Here is a 23,981-nt window from a genome sequence, read left to right as displayed (position 1 = left end):
ACGGTACTCGTTCTTTATCCTCCCGCGGGTGTTCTCACCGGGCGCAGCGAGACGACCGACGTCGGAAAACGACGTAATTGGCGCTTAGAGACCGTATTCGGCCAAATTATGAGAAACGAAATAAATGACTTCGAAATCGACGGTGGGGACGAAGGGGGCAATTCATCAGCGGAGAACGGAAGCGGTTCGGCTGATTCCCGTCGAGAGTTCTTGAAGAAAGGGTTCGCCACGTCGGCGATAGGATTCGGACTTTCGGCGGGTTCGGGAGCCGCTACGGGAGCACAGGAGACGACGCAGGGAACTGTGACGACCGAGGAGGGTCGAGACGACCAACGGTTCGTCGATACGCTGAACTACGCGCTCACCCTCGAACGACTCGAAGCGACGTTCTACAGGCGCGGGCTACAAGAGTTCAGCGAAGACGACCTCGTCAACTCTCGAATCGGACAACGGTTCGGGGAAGAGATACAGTCGTCCATGTACCAGCGGTTCGAAGAGATTCGGGACCACGAGCAGGCGCACGTCCAGACGCTTACCCAGACGGTCGAAAGTCTCGGCGGCGACCCGGTGACCGCAGACGACGTCGAGTTCCAGTTCGACCTCCGAAACCCCAGGCGCTTCATCCGGACAGCCCAGACGCTCGAAACGACCGGGGTCTCCGCTTACGACGGTGCGATAGACACGCTGAGCGGGAACGGTGAGTTGATCACCGCGGCGGCGTCGATCGCTACGGTCGAGGCAAGACACTCGTCGTACCTCAACACGCTGACGCGGCGGTCGCCGTTCCCCAGTGCGTTCGACGAACCGTTGGAACCCGATGAGGTCCTCGAACTCGTTCAACCGTTCGTTGTCTCGGACACGATGACGACCACTCAGCCGACCACGACCCAGTGACGGACCCCGTCGCTCCGCTCGATTTCGAATAAAATAGTCCAAATCCTTAGAACGTCAGTACCTCGTAGCCTTCTTTGACGAGCTTTTCGATGCTGAGGTGGCCGTCGTACTCATCGACTAGGGGCACGTTCGACTCTCCAACGGCGTCCGCGACGCCGAACGCATCCGAACAGAAGGTGCAGGCAGAGGCGTCTCCTTCTACGGCTGCATAGAGGTCGTGGAAGTCGTGATCTTCGTTTTCGAGTTCGGGTATCCAACGAGTGCCTGTCCCGTCGAAGACGAGTTCGAGGTCGTCTTCGGGGTTCTCGGCGAACTTTTTGGCGGTCTCCAGGCTGTTGACCATACGCCCGACGCCCTCGTCGGTGTCAACGTCTGCGAGTAGTACGATTGCTGCTTTGACCATTGCGGAGATTAATATGTTAGTGACTACCATAGCGGTGCCGCTGTGGGTCATTCCCTCCTCGTTCGACAGTGGGAAAACATCAATCGACGCCGCGTTCGTGTTCACCATTCGTTATCGAATTGTCGGTTAACTGTGCGGGTTCAGTGATGGTGGTGGTCGTGGCCTTGGTTACTCCGGGTGAACTGTCCCGAAAACGCTCGCTGGACGACCTCTGGAAGTGCCGGGTGAATGTGCACTGCGTCCCGAATATCCTGTATCGTCCCGGTCCCTGCTTTCATCGCGACGACGACCTCCTGTATGAGCGTCGAGGCGTCCGGGCCGATGATGTGACAGCCGAGGATGTCCCCGTCCAGGTCGATGAGAACTTTCACGAAGCCATCGGCTTTCATCGCGTCCCCACGAGCAGTGTCCTGATACTGGTACGTGTTCGTCGCATATTCTCTTCCGGCAGCTCGAAGGTCCCCTTCTTTCGCTCCGACGCCAGCAACCTCGGGAGAAGCGAACACGGCGAACGGCATCGCACTGTAGTCGATTGGCTGTCGCTCGCTACCGAAGATGTTTCGAGCGACCGTCCGAGCCTCGTGGTTTGCACTGTGTTTCAGCAGATATTCACCGACGATGTCGCCGAGTGCCCAGACGTTCTCCGCGGTCGTTCGCAGGTACTTGTCGGTCTCGACGAATCCCCGGTTGTCGGTCGCCACGCCAGCAGTCGGGAGATTCAGCGTATCGGAGTTTGGAACGCGTCCAGCCGCAATCAGTAACTCGTCGCCGGTCACCGTGATGAAGTCGCCATCTTCGATGATTCCTCCTCGCTCGCCGTATTCGTATGGACGTGCTTCGACGACTACGGACCCGTCTTCCTCCCAAACGTCGGTGGCTGCGTACCCGGTGTGAACGCTGAATCGGTCGGCGTATCGTTCGGTGAACGCCTCAGCGACCTCTTCGTCGGCTTCTGGGAGGAGGTTCGGTCGCCGCCCGATTATCGTCACGTCGCCGCCGAACGTCCCGAAGAAGTGTCCGAGTTCTGCTGCGATGTATCCGCCACCGACGATGGCGAGGCGGTCCGGTACTGTTTCCAGCTTGAGTGCTTCGGTACTCGTCAGGTAATCGACCTCGTCGAGACCATCGATGGGTGGAATCGCCGGGCGCGTTCCGGCTGCGATGGTGACCGTCTCGGCTCGAATTCGCGTGCCTGCGTCCACACCGTCAGTGATTTCGATGGTACGTTCGTCTACGAATCGACCTTCGCCCTCGAAAAGTTCGTGTCCGGAGGAAGAGCGCAGTCCACGGCGGATAGACTCGGCCTCTCCTTCCACCTTCTCTGTCACCACTTGGACGATGTCGGAGAACGCGACGTCGCTAACTTCTGCGTCGATATGGAACTCGTCCGCGCGCTCGATTGTTTCGAGAACGTCCGCGTGATACAGCAACAGCTTCGAAGGGATACAGCCGCGATTGAGGCAAGTTCCGCCGAGTGGCCCCTTTTCCACGACGGCGACGGACTGGCCGCGATTTATTGCGACGTTCGCTACGTCGAGACCGGAACCCGACCCGATGACGAGGAAGTCGAACTCCTTCATGGCTCGTCAACATCCCCCACTCTATTGAAAGCCTTCGTGGACGGAGTGACCTGTTCAGGCACTTACTCGTGGTAGTCTGCAGTTACCGTCTCTTGTCGCACCTCGGAACCGTGGACGGGAGCAGTTCGTCCACGACTCGAAAGGAACCTTTCAACCCCGCCACTCAAGCACCGTCGCGGCCCAGGTGTAGCCGGTACCCGCGGCGAGGAACAGAACGGTGTCACCCGACTCGACCTTGCCTCTCGCAAGCCCCTCGTCCAGCGCGAGCAGTTGGTCCACGCTCTGGACGTGTCCGTACTCGTCCAGATAGTAGTTCTTCGCGTCCAACTTCTCCGTAAGCAGATCGTGGAACGACCGCTTCATGTGCGTAAGCGCGACGAAATCGAGGTCGTCGCGGTCGTAGCCGGACCGTTCGAGGGCGTCGTCTGCCACGTCGAGGAAGTTCGCCAAACTCACGTCGGCGAGGCGTTCTTTCATGCCGTCGGGGTCGGGCACGTCGAGGGTGTGCAAGCCCGCGTCAACCGTCGCGTGCGTGGTCGGTTCACGAGACCCACCTGCGGGCATGATTACGTCCTCCGAGAAACTGCCGTCGGTGAGTGCCGCGCTCTCGCGAACGACGGCGCGGGCGCGCTCGTTGGCGGGGTCAGTTTCTAATACTGCGGCGCTCGCACCGCTCCCGAAGTTGAACATGAACGACGAAGCCTCGTTCTCGTAGTCTACGAGGTCTTCCTCCCTGCTCGCGGAGACGAGCAGGACGGTTTCGGGCGCGTCGGCGAGCAACTGCGATTTCGCCTGTCGAATCGCCAGCGGCGCGCCTGCACAGAGTGCGTAGCTCTCGACTGCGAATGCGTCGTCCGTGCCGAGTCGCTCGGCGACGTTCGCCGCGGCGCTCCAGACGACGTAGTCCTTGTACTCGCTCCCATGGTACAGCACCATGTCGAGGTCCTCGGCGTCGAGTTCGGCGTCGGCGAGTGCCTGCTCGGCGGCTTTCACCGACATGTCCGTGACGTTGTCCCCGTCTGTGGGACAGACGCGTTTCTCTCGGACGCCCATCTTCTCGACCACGACTTCCTCGGGAACCCCGCTCTGCTCGGCGATTGCTTGGCCCGTGATAACTTCTTCGGGCACGTAGACGCCGTAGCCGGTGAGCGCGACGGGGTCTGCGTCAGTCACTTGTCGTGACTCGCTCATCGTTCGTCACCCCGCAGTCGCGCGGCGACTTGCTTGCCGACGTGGCCGCCGAGTCGGTCCCGGACCGTGCCGAGCAGTCCATTCGGGACGAACAGCACGAACAGGATGAACACCGCGCCGACGTACAGCTCTGCGTGGCCGTTCAGGAAGGTGTCGATGCCCTCCTGTACGGTGAGGCCGTTGAACACCTCGGTCGAGAGCGTCCCTTCGCCGAGGTGGTCTCGGAGGTACGGGAGCAGTCCCCCTCCCTCTCCGGATTTCGAGAGGAACTCCGTCACCGACTCGTCGAAGAGGTAGCCGTACAGTGGTCCGGCCAACGTGCCGAACCCGCCGATGATGGACGCGAGTAGGGCGTCCCCGGCGACGGTGAAGTAGAACGTACTCTCCGGCGAGACAGAGCGCTGGAAGCCTGCAAAGAGGCCGCCAGCGACGGCAGCGAAGAACGCACTGACCCCGAACGCGCCGAGCTTGTACCAGAACGTGTTGTAACCGATGGCTTCGGCGCGCTCTTCGTTCTCGCGGATGGCGACCATCACCTTGCCGAACGGCGAGTGGATGATGCGCTGCATGGCGAAGTAGCAGACCAGCACGACGAGGCCGACCATGTAGTAGGACACCTCGGTCGTCCCGAAGTTGAGGACACCGAGCAGGCCCTCTACTTCGTCGCCTGCGAGTTGGCCGATGGCGAGGTTCAGCGAGTCTACACCAGGAATTCCGATGCTGAACGGGTCGGTTCGTTCCAACACGGCCGGGCCGTCGCGGGGGTTACTCGCCGCGTAGTCCCACCCACGGATGAACACGTACAGCACCTGTGAGAAGCCAAGCGTAATCATGGCGAAGTAGACGCCCGACAGTCGGAACGACACCGCGCCGATGAGTAGCGCTAAGACGACGGCCGCGAGTCCTGCCAAGACGAGCATCAGCATGAACGGCGTGCCCGTGGCGAGTCCCGGAATCTTCCCGTTCGACGTGAGGATGACGAAGTACGCGCCTGTCCCGTAGAACGCCGCGTGGCCGAAGGATAGGTAGCCCGTGTAGCCGCTGATGAAGTCGAACGACATGGCGAACAGCGCGAAGTACAGCACCGTTATCATCGTCTCGATGTCCGGCAGCACCGTCGCCATCTCGGAACTCAGTGGGGAGTTCAGCAGGACCGTGTAGATGCCGGGATACGCCGCGAGGAAGACGATGACGCCGAGGTGCGCCAGATGCTCGCGGGCGTAGCGGACGGTCCACGAGGTGGCAGTTTCGCCACTCCCAGTCGCGCTTTCCGTCTCGGGGGCCACGTCGGCCTCCGAATCCGCGGATTCTGCGGAGTCCGCAGAGTCCGACGTTTCGGTGCTAATGGCCGCCCACCTCCTCGACACCGAACAGTCCCTGTGGGCGCAGGATGAGCATCACCACGAGGATGAGGAAGATGGTCATCTGTGGCAGTCCCGCGAAGTCGATTTCGTTGATGAACCACCACGACATCACGGCGTCGGTCAGGCCGACGATGACCGCCGCGACGACGGTGCCCCGGAACGTTCCGAGACCGCCGATGATGACGACCACGAACGCCGGGAGCAGGGTGTGGGAAGCCAACGGCACGCTCGCACCCCACGAGGCGTCCCACATTAGCAGGACGCCCGCCGCACCCGCGACGCCCGCGCCGAGTGCGAAGACGACGGTGAACACGCGGCGCACGTCGATGCCGAGCGCTTCGGTCATTTCAGCGTCCTCGCTCCCCGCGCGGATTATCAGGCCGTAGCGCGTTCGGGTGAGGAACGCCCACAGCGCGCCCACCGTGAGCGCGCCGACTGCGATTTCGAACAGGTCGAGCCCCGCGACCGAGATGATGCCGAGGTCCACCGAACTGCTGAGGAAACCGGGTTTCGTGCCCAGTGCGGCCTGCCACTCGCTGGTCGGTTGGAGTCCGTAGAACAACACGACGATACGGACCAGTTCGTCCAAGATGAGGGTCAGCCCGAAGGTGAGCAGTATCTGGTAGACCGGCGGCCGGTCATACAGTCGCCGTATCAAGGTGACCTCCATCGCACCGCCGAGTCCGGCGAGAAGCGCGAACGTCGCGGCGAGCGCGAGGAAGAAGGTCAGCAGTCGCGTGCCCGGACCGCTGGCCTGCCCGACGGCGAGGACCATCAACAGGCCGCCTAGATACGCGCCGATCATCGTCAGCGAGCCGTGTGCGAAGTTCAACACGCCCATCAGACCGAAGATGAGCGTGAGTCCGCCCGCAATCATCACGTAGAGGGCGGCCTTGGCGAGTCCGTCTACGAGGACGGACGCGAGGTTGTCCGGTTGGAGGAACTGCCCGAGCGCGTCGAGGAACAGTATCGAGTTCATGCGCTGAGATACCTCCTGAGTCGCTCGTCGTCCGCAGACGCGGCGTCCGCGTCACCTTCCTCCACGACCTGTCCGTTGTCGATGACGTAGAAGCGGTCGGCCAAGTCGAGTGCGAGCGGCAGGTTCTGCTCGACCAGCAGAATCGTCGTGTCGGCGGCCGCGTCGTTGAGCGCGTTCGCGACTCGCTCGACGATGAGCGGCGCGAGACCTTCGCTCGGTTCGTCTACGAGCAGCAGGTCGTTGTCGCCGACCAACGCACGAGCGATGGCCAACATCTGCTGTTGGCCGCCAGAGAGATTTCCGGCGTCTCTGTCGGCGTGCTCGCGCAGGTCCGGAAACGTCTCGAAGGCGTCTTCGACCGCTTCCGAGACGTTTCTTCCGTCTGGCACTGCCACGCGGACGTTCTCCTCGACGGAGAGTTGCGTGAAGATTCGTCTACCTTCTGGAATCCAACCGACGCCCATGTCCGCGACTTCGTGGGTGTTGTGGCCTGTCACGTCTTCCCCGCGATATCTGACTGTTCCCTCGCGGGGCGCGGTGAGTTGGAGGATAGTTCGGAGCGTCGTCGTCTTGCCGACGCCGTTGCGGCCGACGAGAGCGACGACTTCTCCTTCTTCGACTTCGAGCGAGACGCCTTCGAGGATGTGGCTCTCGCCGTAGTACGTGTGGGCGTCTTCGACTTCGAGAAGGGTCATTTTGTGACCTCCTTCTTCGAATAGTTGGTCTTGGTGCGGCCGCAGGAAGTACAGGGACTTCGACCGCTTCGAAAGCCCCCCCGCGCTCGACTCCCACGACTCGCTGCGCTCCTCGCTTCGCTGCGGTGCTTACGTCGTCGGGGTTCGCCGAGCGCGCGGCCCCTTTCAGTCCCGCCCTGTGTTTGTGTCGCCGGGCGGAACTTGCTGGTCTGTGTCCGCTTACTCGCGGACTGTAGGAGTGTCGAGTTCACGCCGCTCCCTCCTCTGGGTCGGTCGCTTCCTCGGACTCGCTGGCGCTCAAGCTTCCGGCCTCGTAGCCGCCGAGGTACGCTTCCTGCACTGTGGGGTCGCCCCGGACTTCTTCCGGTTCGCCCTCTGCGATGACCGCGCCCTGATTCAGCACGACGACGCGGTCGGAGACGTTCATCACGATGTCCATGTTGTGCTCGACCAGCAGGACCGCGTGGTCCGTCGCCACGTCCTCGATGAGGTCGATGATTTGGTCCACGCTCTCCGAAGAGACGCCCGCGTTCGGTTCGTCCAGCAGGAGCACTTCGGGGTCACCAGCGAGCGCAACGCCGACCTCTAGCTGGCGCTTCGCGCCGTGGCTCAGGCTCTGGGCCACGGTGTGGGCTTCGTCTGCGAGTCCGACACGTTCGAGGATGGCGTGGGCCTCCTCGGTGTGGCGGTCGAAGGCTCCGGCGTTGCGCCAGAACTTCGCGGAGTCGTCGCTATGTGACTGTGCGGCCACGCGGACGTTCTCCAACACCGTGCTGGTCGGGAAGACGTTCGTAATCTGGTACGAGCGGTGCAGACCGAGGCTGGCCGTTTCGTGTGGCTCCTCTTCGGTAATCTCGCGCCAACCGCTCTCCTTCTGCAACTCGACAGTACCCCGCGTCGGGGTGAGCGTCCCCGTCAGGAGGTTGAAGAACGTCGTCTTGCCCGCGCCGTTCGGTCCGATGAGTGAGCAGAGTTCCTCGTCCTCCAACGCGAAGTCTACGTCATCGACGGCCGTGAGACCGCCGAACTCTTTCGTCAAGCCCGTGGTTCGCAACATGTCACAGCGAGCAATCGACGCCGCTTTTCGGGATGGTCGATTTCTTGCCCGAAATCGTGGTGAGCGGTTTGCCCGGCATTATCGGCGCGTCCCAGTTTTCCGCCCACTCGTCGGTGGTCGGCACCGGGTCCGCGACGGTCATCGAGGACCGGGCCTGATTGTTGTATTTCTGGAAGACGTAGCCGCCTTCGCCCTTCGGCGTGTCCTTGACCGTCATCCCACTGAGCGCGTTGGCGATGTCTTTGCCTTCGGTCGAACCGCTCGCGTTGACCGCCTGCACGATGGCCGACGCGGCGGTGAACGTCCCGGAGGTGAACAGGTCAGGCACGACGCCGTAGGCGTTGGTGTACATGTCCACGAACTTGTTGTTGATGTCGTTGTCGTACTGGTTCCAGTGGTAGCGCGTCGTGAACGGCCCGAGTTTCGTGTTAGCCAACTTCTCCTTCGTCAGGTCGCCCAGCGCCTTCTTGAGCGTGCCGCCGACGATGCTGTTGGTAATCTGGGTCGCGAAGCCGCCGAACACGCGGAAGTCGTAGTCGCCGTTGAGGACCTGAGTGAACAGCGCGGGCAGTGTGGCGACGGTGAACCCACCGACGATGCCCTCTGCGCCCGCCTTCTGGGCGTTGTCGAGCAGTCCTTTCCACTCTTTGTAGCCGCGCGGAACGAACTTCTTGCCGACGATTTCGATGCCCTCGTCTTTCAGCACCTGCTCGTAGTTGTTCACGACCGCTTTGCCGAACGAGTAGTCCGCTCCGAAGAGGTAGACCTTGCTCACGTCGGTCTGGTTGGCGACGTACTTCCCGCCCGAGCGGGCGTCCATCGCGGTGTTCTCGCTCGCTCGGAAGACGAGGTTACCACAAGTCTCGGAACTCGCCGTAATGTCGGCAGACGCGGCGGGACCGGCCATGTACGGAACCTGCGCCTGATTGACGACCGTCTTGATGACGCGGTTGGCCGACCCTGAAGAGGCACAGCCAAAGAGCATGTCTACCTCTTCGTTCTTCACGAGGTCGGTCGCTAGCGACTGAGCCGTGTCGGCGCTGAACTTCGTGTCGCGCACGATGAGTTCGTAGTCTACGTCGCCGACCGTCACCGTCTGCTTGCCCGTACTCGACCCGGTGATGGGGTCGGTGTTGCCCTTGTAGGCGAGCCCGGAGTAGAAGCCCCAGAGACCCTGCTGACCGTAGTACTTGAGGTCGCCGGAGGTCGGCTGAAGGACGCCGATTTTCACCTTTCCGGAGACGTTCGCCGCCGTCGTCGTCTTCGCCGTGGTGTCGTTCATGCCGGAGTTCGTCGTGCCGCCGTCAGTCGTCGTGTTCTGTCCACCTTCGTCGCCGCCCATACAGCCAGCGAGACCGGCCGTTCCGGTCGCGCCGAGTGCGGTGAGCCACTGTCGTCGTGAAAGGTTCTCGTCCACCATAACAGGTTAGATACATCCCTCGTATCCGGCAAATACTGGGGGGTTAACATGTAAACGGCTGGGTGGGCTTCATACGTTAACCTCCGGTTTTTCACTCGCCCGACGAGTGACACAGCACGTGACAGACGAAGTCTCCTCGCCCGAATTGACAGCGGACGACGTGTTGCGAATCGACGACGACCGATTCGTCGCCGAAAACGTCGCGCTCGTGACTGGCGCGGCCTCCGGTATCGGACGCGCGACAGCACTCGCCCTCGCAGAGAACGGTCTGACCGTCGTCGGCACCGACATGGACGAGGATGGTCTCGCCGGGACAGACCAGAAGGCCGCCGATCTCGGTGTAGAAGGAACTGTGGAGACTGTCGTCGGAGACCTGCGCGAAGACGTGCCGGAAATCGTAGGGAGGGCCGCCAACCACGGAAACATCACCTACCTCGCCAACGTCGCCGGGATGCAGCACATCGACCCCATCGAGGAGTTCCCGATGGACACCTACGACGCGATGCAGGACGTGATGGTCCGCGCGCCGGTCGAACTGGCGAAGCATTGCCTGCCCCACATGCGTGAGTCGGGCGACGACATGCGCGACTCTTCGAACGGCTTCGGTTGCGTCGGCAACATGGCGTCGGTCCATGGCCACTACGTCACCAGCGACAAGGTGGCCTACAACGTGGCGAAGTTCGGCCTCCGGGGACTCACCCAGTCGATTGCGGCGGAGGGAGACGGCGTGCGCTCCTTTTCGATTTCGACGGGCTACGTGAAGACGCCGCTCGTCACCGATCAGATTCCGGATACGGCCGACCAGCGAGGAATTTCGGTGCAAGAAGTCGTGGAGGACGTGATGCTGGGGCAGTCTCGAACGACCGAAATGATGACGCCTGCGGAGGTCGCCAACCTGTTCGTCTTCGGCTTCTCGAAGCACGCCAGTCATCTCAATGGCGGCGATTTGAAATTCGACGACGGGATGACGTTGACGTACGAGTAGGGGTCTGGCCGGGCGACTGAATCGCTCCCACTGCGAGTAAGAGGACGCAAACGACAGGGTGGGACTTTCAGTGTGTTCGCAGTGATTTCTTCTGAAACTCGTAGCGAGCGGGGGCTTTCGGCGTGTTCGCAGCGGCTTCGACTTCTTCTGAAACTCGCAGCGAGCGAGGCTTTCGAAGTAGTAGTCACGTTGGCATCTGCACTTTCTTTTCTCACTCCCTCGCTGTCTCCCGCCGAACGCCCCACAGCAACAGCGTTCCACAAACAGTCAACACCGCGAGCATCGCCCATCCTGCATCGTATCCGAAAGTATCGGCCAAAAACCCAAACGCAGGCGGAGTCAGCAGTCCACCCACGTTGATTGCAGTCTGCCCACCAGCAGTCGCAGTCCCAACGTCCTCACTGGCCACGATGTCGCTCAGGCAGGAGTAGTAGACGCCGGTCATCCCGAGGACGGTGAGACCGAGCGCGCCGAAGACAACTGCGGCGACGGTGAGCGAAAGGTCTCCAAACGCGAGCAGGGCGAACAGCACCACGGCACCCGCGAGTTGCGCGAGCGAGACGGTCGCCGCCCCGTGGGCGTCGCCGAGGCGGTCCGCGAGCGACCCGCTTCCGACCCGGCCGACACTCCCGGTCACCTGCGCCAGTGCGAGGACGACGCCCCCAGCGGCCGCGCTCGCGGCCACCACGTCCTGCACGTAGAGGATAACGTAGCCGAGCATCGAGAAGATGGTCGCGCCGACGAACAGTCCTGCGGCGACCAAGAGCAGATAGGCCCTGTTCTGGCCGAGTCCCGAGAAGTCCGGACGCGAAAGCGACCCCGACCCGTCGGTGCCACTGTACGTCAGCGCGAAGATGGCGGCGTAGCCAACTGCAACGACGGCGATTGTCCAGAAGCCGAGTTGCCACGCGGCGACGGCCGCGACGCCCGTGACGACGAGCGAGGCCGCACCGCTTCCGGCGGTGACGCCGACCTGCTTGATGCCCATGGCAAGATTTTCTCGACCTCTCGGTGCGGCGGCCACGATGCCCTTGTTCGAGGCTGGCATCGCCGTCGCGTAGGCCGCCCCGAGGAGGACGCTCGCTGCGAGTAGGATGGCGTAGGTCGGTGCCAGCGAGACGGCGACGACGCCGCCACCGAGTGCGAGCAGTCCTGCAATCATCACTTTGGACTCGCCGAACCCATCGACGGCCGCGCCGCTCGGAAAGAGGTTGAGCGTGTAGCCGACCATCGCGGCAGTCAGGAAGACGCCGACCAGGGTGCGCGAAATTTCGAACCCCTCGCGGACGAACGCGGTGGCCGCGAAGATGCTGTAGTAGCAGAGACTCGCCGCAGTCTGCCAGCCAGCGATGGCGAACACCGACCGCCAGCGCTCGGAGTTGTCGTCGTCGGAACGGAGCAGCGCGCGAACGTCCACCTTACTCCTCTAACTCGTCGAGTGCGTCCACGACGCGCTGAATCATCTTCTGTTGGCCCCGCCGCAGGTTCTTCGACACCGCGGGCTTCGAGACGCCAAACTCGTCGGCCAAATTCCCGAGAGTCGCACCGCGCGGACTCTGGAAGTAGCCGTCGGTGACGGCGGTTTCGAGCGTCTCGCGCTCCACGTCCGAGAGGTCACGACAGCCCTCTATGAGCGTCATCGCCGCGCCCGCGTTCTGGACGAACCCCTGCATCTCGGGGAGTTCGGTGTTCTTGCGTTCGAGCACGTCGTACTCGTTGCCCCGTTCGAGTTCCGACAGCGTGGTGTCGGCCTCCTCGACGCCGTCGAAGCCGACGTGCCAGACCTCGCTCCCGCTCTCGATGTAGAACGGACCGGTGACGTAGCCACCGTTCTCCCGGATGGTCCCCATCGCGTCGGTCTCGGAGATGACGGTTCGGATGCGGGCGACGTTGTCTCGGCGAGTGAGGAGTTTGTAGTCGCGCATGTTGTCGTGGTCGTCTAACGCACCGAGTCCGGCGTCGAGCGCAGACCGGTCGTCGCCTTCCACGACCATCCGGGTCTCCAGTTGCTCTTCGACCCGGTCGAAGTCCCACTGGATGGCCGAGAACGCCACCTCGTGGTCGTCGGTGGTGTCGATGAACGGGCAGTCGTACTGCTCCATGTCCATCGTGATGTCTATCATCGGTTCCCCTTGCTACTGCCCACCATACGTCAGGAGCCACAAAAGCATTTCGTGCTGAGACGAAGGTGACGAATTTCTCTGGATTTCGGTTGAACTGTGGCCGCCTCGAACGCCCCTGTACGCTCGCTGTCGCCGACCAAGCTAATTCGGGGTTCTTCATGGATACTCGGCGCGCGAGAAACGCGCGAGGGACGAGTAACGCAACGCGGAAGACGCGCAGTGGCGCGTCTTCCGAACCTGAGTAACACAGTCGGTTGGGGAGGATGTGGCGCTCGCGGTGCGGTGCTGTGCGGTCTCTCCTTGGTTTCGGGAGTAACTCGCCTCACTACTACTTCTCCAACCCAACCAGCACGACCGACGTTTCTTCTTCGAAAGCCCCCGCGCGCTCGCGGTCGCTGGCGCGGGATACTCGCGCCTCTCACAACGCCCGGCGCGAGTAGTGCCCGTGCACCGACCACGATGAACGCGAGCGCGCGGCCCCTTTCAGTCCCACCCTACTGATTGGTCGGCCGGGCGATTCCGGTGGTTTGTGTCCTCTTACTTGCGGTCGCTTGGTCGGCCGAGTGTCGCCGTCGTTCCCCTCACTTCCCACCAAACTCCCCTTTCACGGCCTCACGGTCTATCTTCGACGGTCCCGAGGTCGGCATCTTCTCGATAAAGGCGAGGTGTCGCGGGTGCTTGAACCGGGCGAGTCGCCCGTCCAGGAACTCCGTCAACTCGTCCAAGGTCAGCGACTCGTCGGCCTGCACGACGGCCTTGCCGACCTGCCCCCACTGGTCGTCCGGCACGGGGACGACGACGACTTCCTCCACTTTCTGGTGGTCGGCGATTCGGTCCTCGACTGCCGCGGGATAGACGTTCTCGCCGCCGCTGACGTACATGTTCTTCTTGCGACCCTCGATGTAGTAGTAGCCGTCTTCGTCTCTGCGCGCGAGGTCGCCAGTGGCGACCCACTCACCAAACGTCTCCTCGGTCTCCTCGGGCGCGTTCCAGTAGCGGTCCCCGGCGTGGGGACTCGACAGTTCGAGTTCGCCGATTTCGTCGTCTGGGAGTACTTCACCGTCGTCTGCGACGATTCGCGCGTCTACGTGCATCGCCGGAACGCCCACGCTGTCGGCCTTCCCGGACGGCCACTCGGAAGGCATCGTGAAGTTGTTCGGGCCGCACTCGGTGAGGCCGTACCCCTGCGAGAGGTTCACGCCGCGCATCCACCACTCCTCCATCACGGACTCGCGGCACGGGCCACCACCCGACTTTGCGAACCGCAGACTGGAGAGGTCGGTGTCGTCCCAGTCGTCGTGGTCGGTCATCATTCGCAGGACGGCAGGGACCGCGACGAGAACCGACGCGCGCTCGTCTTCCACCAGATGAAGCACCTCGCCCGGTTCGAACTCGCGGGCGAGCACGACCGTCGCGCCGAGGTGAAACATCGGCACCGTCAGTACGTTCCACCCACCCGTGTGGAACATCGGGAACACCATCGGCGTCGTGTCTTTCGGCCGAAGCCCCCACGCGGTGATAGTGTTGAACGAGTTCCACAGAATCGACCCGTGGGTCAGAACGGTCTCTTTCGGCACGCCCGTCGAACCCCCGGTGTGCAGGAACAGGTGCGGGTCGTCCATGGACACGTCCGCCGTATCGACCGGCGAACCGTCGGAGGGAACTGCGTTACTCCACGCGGGCCACCCGACGGTATCGCCCGAACGAGTGTCGTCTCCCGACGCCCGAGTCTCCAACGACAGCACCGAACAGTCGAACGCTCGACTTTCGTGGTCGAGGACGCTCCTCGCAAGGTCCGCGAACGGTTCCTCGACGACGAGCAGCGACGGCGACACGTCGTTCAGCATCTCGACCAACTCGCCTGCCGCGAGACGGTGCGAGAGCGGTGCCAAGACGCCCCCAGTCTTCGCGGTGGCGAAGAACAAGTCTACGAGTTCGGGTCGGTTCCGCGAGAGGACGGCGACTCGCTCGCCGTCCTCGTCGTTCTCGTTCTTCACTACGCCTTCGTCTCGAAGCAACCGTGCAGTCCGGTTCGCCCGCTGGTCCAGTTCGGTGTAGGTGTAGCGCACCCCCGTCGTGGCGTCTACGAGGCCGACTTTCCCGGGAGACAACTGCGCGCGCTTCTCGCTCCACGCGCCGACCCACTCGTACGGTCGCTGGCTGTGGCTATGCATCGTCCACGAACTCCACGAGTGCGTCGTTGACCGACTCGGCTTGCTCGATGAAGAACAGGTGCGGGCCGTCCTCGAAGATAGCGAGTCGAGCGTTCAGTAGTCCTTCGTACAGCAGGTCCGCGTTCTCGACCGGCAGAACGCTGTCCGAATCGCCGTGCGCGACGAGCGTCGGCAGGTGGACATTCGCCAGTTCGTCGCTGGCGTCGAAACCTGCGACTGCGGCGGCCTGCGCTTCCCGCGCCGACTCTGGGGCGTCGCTCTCCACGCGCCAGTCCACGATGTCCGAGACGAGGTCGTCGTTGTGGGTCCAGAAGTCGTCGCTCATCGCGGGCTTCATCTTGTAGCGAATCGCCTCGCGCTCGTCTGCGTCCTCGGGCACGTCGAACATCCGGGCCTGCGTCTCGGGCGGCGTCGGCACTGCGTCGTCGCCGCCGGGGCTCGTACAGAGTAGTGCCAGCGACTCCGCGCGGTCGTAGTCGAGCGCGTACCGCTGGGCTATCATCCCGCCCATGCTCGCGCCGACGACGTGCGCCGAGTCGATGTCCGCAGATTCGAGAACCGCTTCCAAGTCGCCCGCCATCTGGGAAATCGTGTACGGGCCGTCGGGAACGTCCGAGTCGCCCGTGCCACGGTTGTCCCAGACGACGACCTGATACCCGTCGTTAGTCAGTCGCTCGCGTTGCCAGTTCCACATCCATCGGCCGTAGCCGAGTCCTTCGACGAGGACCACAGTGTCCTCGTTTTCGGGGCCGTCTACCTCGTAGTAGAGAGAGATTCCGTCGTTGTCCGCGTAGGCCATGGCCCAACCGACGGACGAAGCTGTATTGAAAGCCGGGTTTCACATGTTAACCTCGGGATTGATTCGTCGCGCGCGGCCACTTTCGGCCATGCCAGTCGCAGCTGTAGACGACACTGCCGAGTCTGCTCTGACCGTCACCGAGGAGTCCATCGACGCCTACGCCGAGTTGACGGGCGACGACAACCCCATTCATTTGGACGACGACTACGCGGGCGAGACGTTCTTCGGCGGCCGCGTCGCGCACGGCATGTTCACCGCGGGCGCGGTCAGTGCCGCGCTCGCAGACTTGCCGGGCGACATCGTCTATCTTTCGCAGGACTTGACCTTCGAGAATCCGGTTCGCCCCGGTCAGACCGTCACGGCGAGTGCGATTGTGGTTGAGGAGTTAGGCGACGACAAGTTGCGCGTCGAGACGGTCGCAGAGGCAGACGGCGAGCAGGTACTGTCGGGCGAAGCGGTCGTCATGTCGGTGCCCCACGAGTCGTAACCGATTGCAACCGACCAGAAGATACTTTTCTGACCAGTCTGGCGAGTAACGTATGTCTCCGGCCCTCCATCCGAGACGACTACTGATTTGCTCGCTCGCCGTCTTGCTCGTGACCGCCGCGGTGCCGTCTGCGGTCGTCGGCCAGTCTGAACCAACATCTTCGGTCGCCAGTCAGTCGGACCCGGAGCTACCGGTCGCCTTCACTGAAAACGTCTACTCCGAACAGCGAGGCGACGTCGCCGAACTCTCCGTCGAATTGCATGAGACGGACACTGCCACGGTTCGAATCGGAAACGGGTCGAACCACGTCACGACAGTCGTCGTCCGGGACGAGAACGACGATGGAGACGTGACAGTCCGACTGAACACCTACGACGGGAATCTCAGCGCGAGCGGCGGTGACAGTCTCATCGTCCGAGAACGCTCGAACGTCTCGACGCCCCTCTCCGCCGATTCGTACGACCTCGACCTTTGGGAAGGAGCGGGTGCCGACGGCGAGCGGTGGGACGTCGCCACGCTCGCACTCAACCAGCGAAGCACGGACTCGGTTCGCACCTTGGTCGCTCCAGAGTCCGTCGAACTGTCGAATCGGAGTGCCATTCGTGCGGCGAAGGCGTCGGGCAATCTGACTGCGAGTCCGTTCGTCTCCGAGAGAGACACGCTCGTACTGGAACTCCGCGCGTCGGGTCTCGAAGGCGCGCTTCTCGCCCAGAACGGCTCGAACACCACGGCTCGATTCTTCGCGGCGTTCGACGGCGCGCCGGGCAGTATAGCCGTTCGTCAATTGCATCCGGGAACCGAACAGTCAGAAGCAGTTCTCGACGTGCGGAATCACTCCGCGACGACGGTGGTCTCCGACTCGGTCAACGACTCGTACTTTATCGTGACGAATCTGTCCAACGGGTGGATGACTCGCCCCGACGGCGAAGAATTGTACTATGCGAAACTCAGGGGCGGGGAGTACCAAGCGAACGTCACGCTGCCGACGGAGTCCGGTGCCGGGACGGCTACCGAACGAGCTACGACCAAGTTTACCATCGAGTATCTCGATGCCTCTTTCGAACGGACCCGCGGGGGCAATCACTTTGTCGTCGCTTCGGCCGAGAATCAGACCATCGAAGGTCGAACGACGCTGGTTCCCGGAAACCACCTCACCGTCCGGGTGTACGACAAAGGTGGCAACGAAGTGGCGACTGAGACAGTCGAGGTGAACAATGGAACCGAGGGCAAGAGTCGGTTCTCAGCGCAGTTCGACTTCAGTGAGTTTCAGGTTGGAGAGAAGTTCACGGTGACAGTCCGCGGTCCCGACGACTCGATGCTCTACGGGTCGAGAACCGGCCAAGAAGGAGCGACCGGGGTCATCGGCCCGCCGCACGCCTCCGTGCAGGTGGTCGAACGAGAACTCACCGAGAATGGGGTCCTCGTCGAGAACGCTACGCTGTCTCACGGTGGCTACGTCGTCATCCACCGCGAGTTCGCCGACGGTGAGGTTCTGGGTCGGTCAGAGTACGTCGTACCCGGCGAGGAGTTCGACCAGTTCGTGGAACTCGATTCGGAACTCGACGGCAACGCGACGCTGGTCGCAGTCGCACACCACGCCGATTCAGACGAGTCGCTCGGTCAACCGTACACGGACAACGGAAGCGTCGTCTCGGATTGGGTGAAGTACGTGAGCGAACAGACGACCACTGCGGCGACTACCAAGACGACGACCATCGAAACAGTCGTAGACCCGACGAAAGAACCACCCGAGGAACCGCCGAGCGTGCCGATTCCCGGCTTCGGCGTCTTCACGGCAATCGTCGCACTGCTCGCAAGCGCGTTGCTCGCACGTCGCCGAAACTGAAGAGAGAAGAGTAGCGAACTCAGTACGACCGGGCGAAGTAGGCCGTCTCTTCGGCATCCTCGCCACAGACGCCACAGTCGTCGCCGATGGGTTCCTCGTCGCGGTCCATCGGGACCATCACGATTTCTGCCGCGATTTCGTCTTTGATGACTTCCTCACAATCCTCGTCGCCACACCACGGCGTCTTGACGTAGCCGCCGTGCTGGCCGAGGGTGCCGAGAATCTGGCCGCGGCCGCTCGCCTCGCGGACGTTCTCTTGGAGGTTCTCTTCGGCAGTCTCGAAGAGTTTGTCGTGGACTTCCTCGAAGTGGTCCTCGATGGACTCTTCGATGTCGTCGCGGTCTTCCACGGTGTCCTCGCCGTCGGGGCGATGCACGACCGTCAATTCCTCGTCTTCGACTTCGTTGGGGCCGATTTCGATGCGGACGGGGACACCCTTCAGCTCCCACTCGTTGAACTTGAAGCCGGGGTTGCGTTCGTCGCGGTCGTCCAGTTCGACGCGCACGTCGGCGTCTTCGAGGTCGTCGGCCACGCCTTCGGCGTAGTCGAGCACCTCTTCTTCGTTGTCCTCGTTCCAGATGGGCACGATGACGACCTGCTCGGGCGCGATTTTGGGCGGGCAGACGAACCCTTGGTCGTCGCTGTGGGTCATGATGAGCGCGCCGAGTGCGCGCCACGAGAGACCCCACGAGGTGGTGTGTGCGACGTTCTCCTCCTCGTCCTCGTCGGTGTAGGTGAGGTCGTAGGCCTCCGCGAAGCTCTGGCCGAGGTAGTGAGAGGTACCGCCCTGCACGGACTTGCCGTCGGGCATCAGCGCCTCGACGGTCGTCGTGGTGTGTGCGCCGGGGAACTTGTCGTGGGCGGGCTTGCGGCCGCGCATGACCGGAATCGCCAGCACGTCCTCGTACAGTTTCTCGTACTGACCGAGGCGGGTCATCGTCTCGTCCCACGCTTCGTCTTCGGTCTCGTGGGCGGTGTGGCCCTCCTGCCAGAGGAACTCCTTGGTGCGGAAGAACGGCTTCGTTTCCGTGGCCTCCCAACGGATGACGCTACACCACTGGTTCAGGCGCAGGGGCAGGTCGCGGTGGCTCCGGACCCACTGGCTCATGAACGGCGTGATGATGGACTCGCTGGTGGGCCGGAAGGCGAGTCGCTCTTCGAGTTCGTCGTGGCCGCCGTGGGTGACCCACGCGACTTCGGGGTCGAAGCCTTCGACGATGTCCTTCTCCTGTTCGAGGTAGCCCTCGGGGATGAGCGCGGGGAAGTAGGAGTTCTGCGCGCCGGTGTCCTTGAACCAGCCGTCGAGGTGGTCCTGAATCCCTTCCCAGAGCGCGTAGCCGCGGGGTCGGGTGACGATGAACCCACCCATGGGCGCGTAGTCTGCGAGCTTTGCCTTGACGACGACTTCCGCGTACCAGTCGCCGGGACTGTGTTCTTTGGACTCGGTGATGCCGAGGTCCTGGTCGTTGCTCATTAGATACAGATTTCGCCGATACGCTCTTAAATGCGATGAAGCTGTGGTACCGTTTCGAACGCCAGCCGTCGAGCCGATTTAACGGGTTTACTTACGACGCCAGAAGTGTGATTACCTGCCCCCGGTTAGTGGGAGTCACGATGAAAGAGGGAGAGGATTCGGCGCGCGAAACCGCGACCGAACTGGAGTTCTCGCTCACCGACGTGTCGCATCCGTTCGTCGGGGCGTCGGCGGCCGAGAACTGTCGTTTCGACCTCCAAGAGATGATTCCCCGAACTGGCGGTCGGTATGCCGAGTTCTTCCACATCTCGGACGCTGACCCGGCGACCATCTTGGACCACGCGGCGGCCCATGAGTCGGTCGAGCCGCGAATACTCTCGACGTACGAGAACGGTGGGTTACTCGAATTTTCGGTCGCCGAGAACTGTCCGGCCGTCTCGCTGGCCGAACTCGGGGCGCTTCCCCACGACGTCCACAGCGTGACCGGTGACGGCCGAATCACCGCCGTGCTACCCGCTCGCTACGACGCCAAGCCGGTCGTCGAAGCGTTCCTTGAGGAGTACCCGGACGCGGAGTTCGTCGCCAAGCGGAACGGTACACCGTTCAGACCGCCGTTCGGTAACGGGAAGTTCCAGTACGTCGTCCAGAACCGGCTGACGGAGCGCCAGCGTGAAGTGCTGCGCACCGCCTATGACGCGGGCTACTACGACTGGCCACGGGAGTGTTCCGGCAAGGAACTGGCGAACGAACTCGACATTAGCTCCGCGACGCTGTCACAACACCTCCACAACGCCGAGCGGAAACTGCTAACCGTGTTATTCGACGGGCAAACTTCGCGAGGCTGAGGACCGAAGGACCGGTCGCCGATTCAGGTCCGGCGGGTAGACCAGACGTCCGATTACTCGTTTTCGGGGGGTGTCACGACGATTCGTCCGTCCGCGTGGAAGCGGACCTCACAGCCAGCCAACCGAAAGGTGACCGCTCCCTCCGTTCGATTTCGATACTCGGCCCGGCGGGGTTGAGCGAACAGTTCGCCGAGCGCCTCGGGGTCTATCACGTTGTGGAGTGGCGGAATCTCGGTCGGTTCCGAGTCTGTGACGGCCGCCACGGCTTCTACGATAGTCGAATCGACTGCTTCGAGGTCTCGGTCGCTATGAACGGTAACGTACGCCTCTTCACCGGGGTCGTACTGCATTTCTCCCGCTCCGTTTTGCTTGTCTATATGTGTCATGAGTTGAGAACAGACCGTTCGTCGTCCTCTATACCAAGGGGTTCGACATGGTTAATTCGACCACCTACAACTCAAGGTCCGGCCGGAGCGACCCGTATGCGGGGGTCACTGCTCGAAATCGGTTTCCACGTCCCACTCCAGCAACTCCTCGCCGTCCGAATCGAAAACGAACTCCCCGGAGAACGTCTCGCCCTCGAACAGGTGTGGCATCCAGTACCTATCATCCTCCCACATCTGGTCGTAGGGCACCGACTCGAAGTCGAACCACTCGGGGTCTGCCTCTTCGGTTTCCTCAGGAGTTCCCACAAATTCCTCGGCGCGGAAGACGTGGACGAACATATCCGACTCCTGACCGAAGACGAACTCGAACTCGCCGACTTTCTCGGGATTCGGAACCTCGACGCCGATTTCCTCCTCGACTTCGCGCACGACGCATTCGTGGGGTGTCTCGCCGTCCTCGACTTTCCCACCGGGACCGACGAACTTCCCTTCGCCGAGGCCGCGCTTCTTCTCGATGAGGAGGACCTCCTCGGCGTCGGGTTCGAGGAGGTAACAGAGCGTGGCATTTTGCATAGCGTCTCGGTCGAACGTAGAGAAAATAGTCCTGTCGAATGTCGAGTAACTTATTCGGTGTTGACGACGATTGCGATGCGATGCTCGCTTGCGACGCGAACTACTGCCCAGACTGCGGGAGCGAACTCGGAAGCGTCGAAGTCGAAGGTCGAGACCGGGCGCACTGTTCGTCGTGTGACCGGACGTGGTGGCGACAGTCCGTCCCGACGACGAGCGTCACCGTCCGGGACGACGACCGCGTCCTGTTGATTCAGCGCGCCAGCGGCCGCGGCGCCGGTCGATGGGACCTCCCCGCTGGTCACCCCGAGTACGACGAACCCGCCCGCGAGGCGGCGGCGAGAGAACTCCACGAAGAGACCGGACTGATCGTCGCACCTACGGCGTTGACGCTCGTTGGTACGGTCCTGTCCGAGGGGCCGCGCGCCAACTATCGGTCCATCAACTATCACATCGACTACTCGGCGACCGAAGGCGAAGTGCGAGCGGGGTCGGACGCCGCAGACGCGCGGTTCATCTCGGTCGGGGCCGTACGGAAGGGGGACGTAGACGTTCGGAAACTGGGCCGTCTTCGACTCCGGGATGGGGGCGTCATCGACTGATACTTTCGGCCGACCGAATTAACGGCGTCCGTCTCGTAGCGGTTTGCCCATGACCGACACTCACGAAGTCACCGTTATGTCCGTCTACCAGATGACGCCGAACGTCAAACAGTTCGTCCTCGAATCCGATGACTACACCTTCGACTTCTCCCCCGGCCAGCACACGCACATCCACTTCGAGCAGGATGGGGAGGAAGTCGTCAGACCGTACACCTCGACTGCCCTGCCCGGCCACGAAAAAATCACGCTCGCAATCAAGCGGTACCCCGACGGCACCGCTTCGACGTGGATGCACGACCGCGACCCCGGCGACACCGTCGAAATCGAGGAACTGGGTGGAAACTTGCACATTCGAAATCTCGACTCGGACGTGGCCTTCGTCTCGACTGGCACCGGCATCACGCCGATGATGGCGATGGCCAAGCAGTACGTGAACGAAGGGTCGGGTCACGCCCACTTCTTCTTCGGCGAGAAGGACGAAGAGCACATTATCTACCGCGAGACGCTGGACCAGATGGCCACCGAAAACGACGACTTCGACGTGACGTACGTCCTCTCCGAGCAGTCGTGGGCCGGAGACGAAGGGCACGTCCAAGAACACCTGAGCGACTATCTGGACGACTTCGGGAGTCGAGACTTCTACGTCTGCGGAGTACCCCAGATGGTGGTCGAGACCGAAGACGTGCTGAAAGACGAGGGAGCTGGGGAGGACCGGATTTTCAGCGAAGGCTGGGAAGGCGACGAGGTGTCCGGCGAAGAGTGATGTCAAACGGGTATCGAGAACTTGCGGTCACTCGCCGGGATATTTGGAATTTTCAAGTAACTCTTGGCGCGCGGGAGCGACGGCAGGAGCGACTCGCGCGAGGGACTGGGGTCCCGAGGACCGCAGTCGGTTGGGGAGGTGTGTGGCCGGTGCGGAGCGGTCGCAGTGCGGTTTCTCCTTCGTGACGTGCGAGCAGGACGCTTCACTGCTTCTGCAACTTCGTAGCTGTAGCCGAGGAAACCGGTAACACGTCCTCGAAAGCTCCCGCCCGTTCACGGCGCGTCGCGCCGACGGAGCAAGTTCCGACGAGCCTTCACTCGTTCTGCCCGTGAAGACAACACTCGCGTCGATAGGGGCCGCCGAGACGACTACATAAACGCGACCGGACACCGGAAGACGTTCCTGCTCACTTCGTTCGCGGGCGGGCGATTTCCGAGGCTACTCTCACTCCGTCTTCTCGCGGTACTGCCGCGCGAACGGCCCGAAGGACTCCGTCCCTCGCTATTCGCGTGACTGACCCCTTTCAGTCCGCCCAGACGATGGCTTGCATGATCGACCTGTTGCAGGTGGTTTGTCGCACCGAGCGTTTCCCTAGTCTGTTCTTTCTATGGAAAACGGACTCTCGCCCGCTTTCCACTGCCACCCCGGAAGTCGCGTCTGGAACCCTGCAGCGAGTGCGGCGTCCAAGTCGTCCGCGCCCGCGGCGTCTTCGTCGGGGTCGCCGTGAGTTATCACGTCCGCGTAGTGGAAGGTGGCCTCTCCGAGCAGTCTCAGCGGTTGGTTTCCAGCAAGCATCCCAGCTAACTCCCGACCCAAAAGTTCGTCTACGACGAAGCCCGGGTAGTCGTCCGTTACGTCTACCTCGCGGAGGATTTGAACGAGTGCCGCGACGTTGACAGCGAGGTCACCGTCCGCGAAGACTTCCTCGACGGCGGTTTCGTACTGGTCGAGCGTCACTTCGTTCACGTCCGTGCCGAACAACTCGCCGAGGTCCGTCCGTACGGCGTTTATAAGCGGCACGACTACGTCTGCTCTGTCCCGGACCCAATCGCGCTCTTCGCCGACTGTGTGGGGTGTCAACTGCATACCCAAACGACGAACCCGCCGGACTTACCGATTTTGAGAAAGCTTTTATAACACCAGCGACTAGTGGCGACCAAGCGGGTTTTCCTGCGTCCCCAATTGACCGTCCGGTCTGCGGCGTCTCCGCCGGGGGCGCGGACGACTCGCGCTAACGCGTGAGTTTTCGAGAACCCCGCAGAAAAGCGACAATCTATGCTGTGCTGTACTCTGAGTCATAGTCCTGATGGTGCTGACACCGGGCCGATACGTGCCCGTCAGCTA

The 23,981-nt window shown here is 62.4% G+C and carries 23 protein-coding genes; 7 read left to right on the top strand and 16 right to left on the bottom strand.

What is annotated here, in order from left to right; all coding sequences use genetic code 11:
- The first annotated feature begins 108 nt into the window (after positions 1 to 108).
- Entirely contained in the window at positions 109 to 894 is a 786-nt protein-coding gene (locus F7R90_RS12730; RefSeq protein ID WP_192498307.1) for a ferritin-like domain-containing protein, read from the top strand.
- A gap of 46 nt (positions 895 to 940) precedes the next feature.
- Here F7R90_RS12730 and F7R90_RS12725 read toward each other — a convergent pair whose 3' ends face one another.
- The 8 genes from F7R90_RS12725 to F7R90_RS12690 all read right to left on the bottom strand — a co-directional run bounded on the left by F7R90_RS12725 (position 941) and on the right by F7R90_RS12690 (position 9,580).
- On the bottom strand, positions 941 to 1,405 hold the full coding sequence (locus F7R90_RS12725; protein ID WP_225741164.1) for a hypothetical protein: 465 nt from the start codon (positions 1,403 to 1,405) through the stop codon (positions 941 to 943).
- 32 nt (positions 1,406 to 1,437) lie between these two features.
- Entirely contained in the window at positions 1,438 to 2,877 is a 1,440-nt protein-coding gene (locus F7R90_RS12720) for a dihydrolipoyl dehydrogenase (protein ID WP_158057799.1), read from the bottom strand.
- Between the two features lie 150 nt (positions 2,878 to 3,027).
- On the bottom strand, positions 3,028 to 4,068 hold the full coding sequence (locus F7R90_RS12715) for a 3-oxoacyl-ACP synthase (RefSeq protein WP_158057798.1): 1,041 nt from the start codon (positions 4,066 to 4,068) through the stop codon (positions 3,028 to 3,030).
- On the bottom strand, positions 4,065 to 5,231 hold the full coding sequence (locus F7R90_RS12710; protein ID WP_192498461.1) for a branched-chain amino acid ABC transporter permease: 1,167 nt from the start codon (positions 5,229 to 5,231) through the stop codon (positions 4,065 to 4,067). The genes F7R90_RS12715 and F7R90_RS12710 overlap by 4 nt, the downstream gene beginning before the upstream one ends.
- A gap of 178 nt (positions 5,232 to 5,409) precedes the next feature.
- Complete coding sequence (locus F7R90_RS12705; RefSeq protein WP_158057797.1) at positions 5,410 to 6,411, bottom strand: branched-chain amino acid ABC transporter permease; 1,002 nt, start codon at positions 6,409 to 6,411, stop codon at positions 5,410 to 5,412.
- Positions 6,408 to 7,106 (bottom strand): ABC transporter ATP-binding protein, encoded by a 699-nt coding sequence (locus tag F7R90_RS12700; RefSeq protein WP_158057796.1) that lies wholly within the window; start codon positions 7,104 to 7,106, stop codon positions 6,408 to 6,410. The genes F7R90_RS12705 and F7R90_RS12700 overlap by 4 nt, the downstream gene beginning before the upstream one ends.
- A 247-nt stretch (positions 7,107 to 7,353) precedes the next feature.
- The gene (locus tag F7R90_RS12695) at positions 7,354 to 8,163 is read right to left on the bottom strand and encodes an ABC transporter ATP-binding protein (RefSeq protein ID WP_158057795.1); all 810 of its coding nucleotides are present in this window, start codon (positions 8,161 to 8,163) and stop codon (positions 7,354 to 7,356) included.
- A 1-nt stretch (position 8,164) separates the two neighbouring features.
- Positions 8,165 to 9,580: an ABC transporter substrate-binding protein gene (locus tag F7R90_RS12690; protein ID WP_394352022.1), complete on the bottom strand. Its 1,416-nt coding sequence runs from the start codon at positions 9,578 to 9,580 to the stop codon at positions 8,165 to 8,167.
- A gap of 121 nt (positions 9,581 to 9,701) precedes the next feature.
- Between F7R90_RS12690 and F7R90_RS12685 the strand changes: the two genes are divergently transcribed.
- Positions 9,702 to 10,568: an SDR family oxidoreductase gene (locus tag F7R90_RS12685; RefSeq protein ID WP_158057793.1), complete on the top strand. Its 867-nt coding sequence runs from the start codon at positions 9,702 to 9,704 to the stop codon at positions 10,566 to 10,568.
- Between the two features lie 211 nt (positions 10,569 to 10,779).
- Here F7R90_RS12685 and F7R90_RS12680 read toward each other — a convergent pair whose 3' ends face one another.
- The 4 genes from F7R90_RS12680 to F7R90_RS12665 form a co-directional block, all read right to left on the bottom strand.
- Entirely contained in the window at positions 10,780 to 11,985 is a 1,206-nt protein-coding gene (locus tag F7R90_RS12680; RefSeq protein WP_158057792.1) for an MFS transporter, read from the bottom strand.
- A gap of 1 nt (position 11,986) precedes the next feature.
- A complete protein-coding gene (locus F7R90_RS12675) occupies positions 11,987 to 12,691 on the bottom strand; it encodes a helix-turn-helix domain-containing protein (protein WP_158057791.1) in 705 nt (234 codons plus the stop codon).
- A gap of 581 nt (positions 12,692 to 13,272) precedes the next feature.
- The gene (locus F7R90_RS12670; RefSeq protein WP_158057790.1) at positions 13,273 to 14,865 is read right to left on the bottom strand and encodes an AMP-binding protein; all 1,593 of its coding nucleotides are present in this window, start codon (positions 14,863 to 14,865) and stop codon (positions 13,273 to 13,275) included.
- Complete coding sequence (locus tag F7R90_RS12665) at positions 14,858 to 15,664, bottom strand: alpha/beta fold hydrolase (protein ID WP_158057789.1); 807 nt, start codon at positions 15,662 to 15,664, stop codon at positions 14,858 to 14,860. The genes F7R90_RS12670 and F7R90_RS12665 overlap by 8 nt, the downstream gene beginning before the upstream one ends.
- 88 nt (positions 15,665 to 15,752) lie before the next feature.
- On the opposite strand from F7R90_RS12665, the gene F7R90_RS12660 reads away from it, so the two are divergent.
- Positions 15,753 to 16,151 carry a MaoC family dehydratase gene (locus F7R90_RS12660; RefSeq protein ID WP_158057788.1) on the top strand — a complete coding sequence of 133 codons (399 nt, stop codon included), beginning with the start codon at positions 15,753 to 15,755 and terminating at the stop codon, positions 16,149 to 16,151.
- 52 nt (positions 16,152 to 16,203) lie between these two features.
- The gene (locus F7R90_RS12655; protein ID WP_158057787.1) at positions 16,204 to 17,997 is read left to right on the top strand and encodes a DUF7827 domain-containing protein; all 1,794 of its coding nucleotides are present in this window, start codon (positions 16,204 to 16,206) and stop codon (positions 17,995 to 17,997) included.
- A 19-nt stretch (positions 17,998 to 18,016) separates the two neighbouring features.
- Here the strand turns inward: F7R90_RS12655 and proS are convergent, their stop codons facing one another.
- Complete coding sequence (proS, locus tag F7R90_RS12650; RefSeq protein ID WP_158057786.1) at positions 18,017 to 19,471, bottom strand: proline--tRNA ligase; 1,455 nt, start codon at positions 19,469 to 19,471, stop codon at positions 18,017 to 18,019.
- A 140-nt stretch (positions 19,472 to 19,611) separates the two neighbouring features.
- On the opposite strand from proS, the gene F7R90_RS12645 reads away from it, so the two are divergent.
- Positions 19,612 to 20,316 (top strand): bacterio-opsin activator domain-containing protein, encoded by a 705-nt coding sequence (locus F7R90_RS12645; RefSeq protein WP_158057785.1) that lies wholly within the window; start codon positions 19,612 to 19,614, stop codon positions 20,314 to 20,316.
- 53 nt (positions 20,317 to 20,369) lie between these two features.
- On the opposite strand, the gene F7R90_RS12640 is transcribed toward F7R90_RS12645, so the two are convergent.
- Together F7R90_RS12640 and F7R90_RS12635 are read right to left on the bottom strand one after the other, a co-directional pair.
- A complete protein-coding gene (locus F7R90_RS12640) occupies positions 20,370 to 20,666 on the bottom strand; it encodes a HalOD1 output domain-containing protein (RefSeq protein WP_158057784.1) in 297 nt (98 codons plus the stop codon).
- A gap of 141 nt (positions 20,667 to 20,807) precedes the next feature.
- Positions 20,808 to 21,275: an 8-oxo-dGTP diphosphatase gene (locus F7R90_RS12635; protein ID WP_158057783.1), complete on the bottom strand. Its 468-nt coding sequence runs from the start codon at positions 21,273 to 21,275 to the stop codon at positions 20,808 to 20,810.
- An 80-nt stretch (positions 21,276 to 21,355) separates the two neighbouring features.
- Between F7R90_RS12635 and F7R90_RS12630 the strand changes: the two genes are divergently transcribed.
- Positions 21,356 to 21,874: an NUDIX domain-containing protein gene (locus F7R90_RS12630; protein WP_192498306.1), complete on the top strand. Its 519-nt coding sequence runs from the start codon at positions 21,356 to 21,358 to the stop codon at positions 21,872 to 21,874.
- Between the two features lie 49 nt (positions 21,875 to 21,923).
- Positions 21,924 to 22,637, top strand: a complete 714-nt coding sequence (locus F7R90_RS12625; RefSeq protein ID WP_158057781.1) for a ferredoxin--NADP reductase — start codon at positions 21,924 to 21,926, stop codon at positions 22,635 to 22,637.
- 591 nt (positions 22,638 to 23,228) lie between these two features.
- Here the strand turns inward: F7R90_RS12625 and F7R90_RS12620 are convergent.
- Positions 23,229 to 23,723: a hypothetical protein gene (locus F7R90_RS12620; RefSeq protein ID WP_158057780.1), complete on the bottom strand. Its 495-nt coding sequence runs from the start codon at positions 23,721 to 23,723 to the stop codon at positions 23,229 to 23,231.
- Positions 23,724 to 23,981: the final 258 nt, after the last annotated feature.

The organism is Halorussus halophilus, assembly GCF_008831545.1.
GTDB classification, from domain to species: Archaea; Halobacteriota; Halobacteria; order Halobacteriales; family Haladaptataceae; genus Halorussus; species Halorussus halophilus.
Note: the sequence above shows the minus strand (reverse complement) of the source record. Positions and strands in the feature narration are given on the sequence as shown.

What these genes read in the sequence shown, in the direction of transcription:
- F7R90_RS12705 (WP_158057797.1), bottom strand. Translation starts at nt 6,411, where the DNA reads ATGAACTCGATACTGTTCCTCGACGCGCTCGGGCAGTTCCTCCAACCG.
- F7R90_RS12715 (WP_158057798.1), bottom strand. Translation starts at nt 4,068, where the DNA reads ATGAGCGAGTCACGACAAGTGACTGACGCAGACCCCGTCGCGCTCACC.
- F7R90_RS12630 (WP_192498306.1), top strand. Translation starts at nt 21,356, where the DNA reads ATGCTCGCTTGCGACGCGAACTACTGCCCAGACTGCGGGAGCGAACTC.
- F7R90_RS12660 (WP_158057788.1), top strand. Translation starts at nt 15,753, where the DNA reads ATGCCAGTCGCAGCTGTAGACGACACTGCCGAGTCTGCTCTGACCGTC.
- F7R90_RS12700 (WP_158057796.1), bottom strand. Translation starts at nt 7,106, where the DNA reads ATGACCCTTCTCGAAGTCGAAGACGCCCACACGTACTACGGCGAGAGC.
- F7R90_RS12620 (WP_158057780.1), bottom strand. Translation starts at nt 23,723, where the DNA reads ATGCAGTTGACACCCCACACAGTCGGCGAAGAGCGCGATTGGGTCCGG.
- F7R90_RS12670 (WP_158057790.1), bottom strand. Translation starts at nt 14,865, where the DNA reads ATGCATAGCCACAGCCAGCGACCGTACGAGTGGGTCGGCGCGTGGAGC.
- F7R90_RS12655 (WP_158057787.1), top strand. Translation starts at nt 16,204, where the DNA reads ATGTCTCCGGCCCTCCATCCGAGACGACTACTGATTTGCTCGCTCGCC.
- F7R90_RS12720 (WP_158057799.1), bottom strand. Translation starts at nt 2,877, where the DNA reads ATGAAGGAGTTCGACTTCCTCGTCATCGGGTCGGGTTCCGGTCTCGAC.
- proS (WP_158057786.1), bottom strand. Translation starts at nt 19,471, where the DNA reads ATGAGCAACGACCAGGACCTCGGCATCACCGAGTCCAAAGAACACAGT.
- F7R90_RS12675 (WP_158057791.1), bottom strand. Translation starts at nt 12,691, where the DNA reads ATGATAGACATCACGATGGACATGGAGCAGTACGACTGCCCGTTCATC.
- F7R90_RS12635 (WP_158057783.1), bottom strand. Translation starts at nt 21,275, where the DNA reads ATGCAAAATGCCACGCTCTGTTACCTCCTCGAACCCGACGCCGAGGAG.
- F7R90_RS12640 (WP_158057784.1), bottom strand. Translation starts at nt 20,666, where the DNA reads ATGCAGTACGACCCCGGTGAAGAGGCGTACGTTACCGTTCATAGCGAC.
- F7R90_RS12695 (WP_158057795.1), bottom strand. Translation starts at nt 8,163, where the DNA reads ATGTTGCGAACCACGGGCTTGACGAAAGAGTTCGGCGGTCTCACGGCC.
- F7R90_RS12730 (WP_192498307.1), top strand. Translation starts at nt 109, where the DNA reads ATGAGAAACGAAATAAATGACTTCGAAATCGACGGTGGGGACGAAGGG.
- F7R90_RS12665 (WP_158057789.1), bottom strand. Translation starts at nt 15,664, where the DNA reads ATGGCCTACGCGGACAACGACGGAATCTCTCTCTACTACGAGGTAGAC.
- F7R90_RS12725 (WP_225741164.1), bottom strand. Translation starts at nt 1,405, where the DNA reads ATGGTGAACACGAACGCGGCGTCGATTGATGTTTTCCCACTGTCGAAC.
- F7R90_RS12645 (WP_158057785.1), top strand. Translation starts at nt 19,612, where the DNA reads ATGAAAGAGGGAGAGGATTCGGCGCGCGAAACCGCGACCGAACTGGAG.
- F7R90_RS12625 (WP_158057781.1), top strand. Translation starts at nt 21,924, where the DNA reads ATGACCGACACTCACGAAGTCACCGTTATGTCCGTCTACCAGATGACG.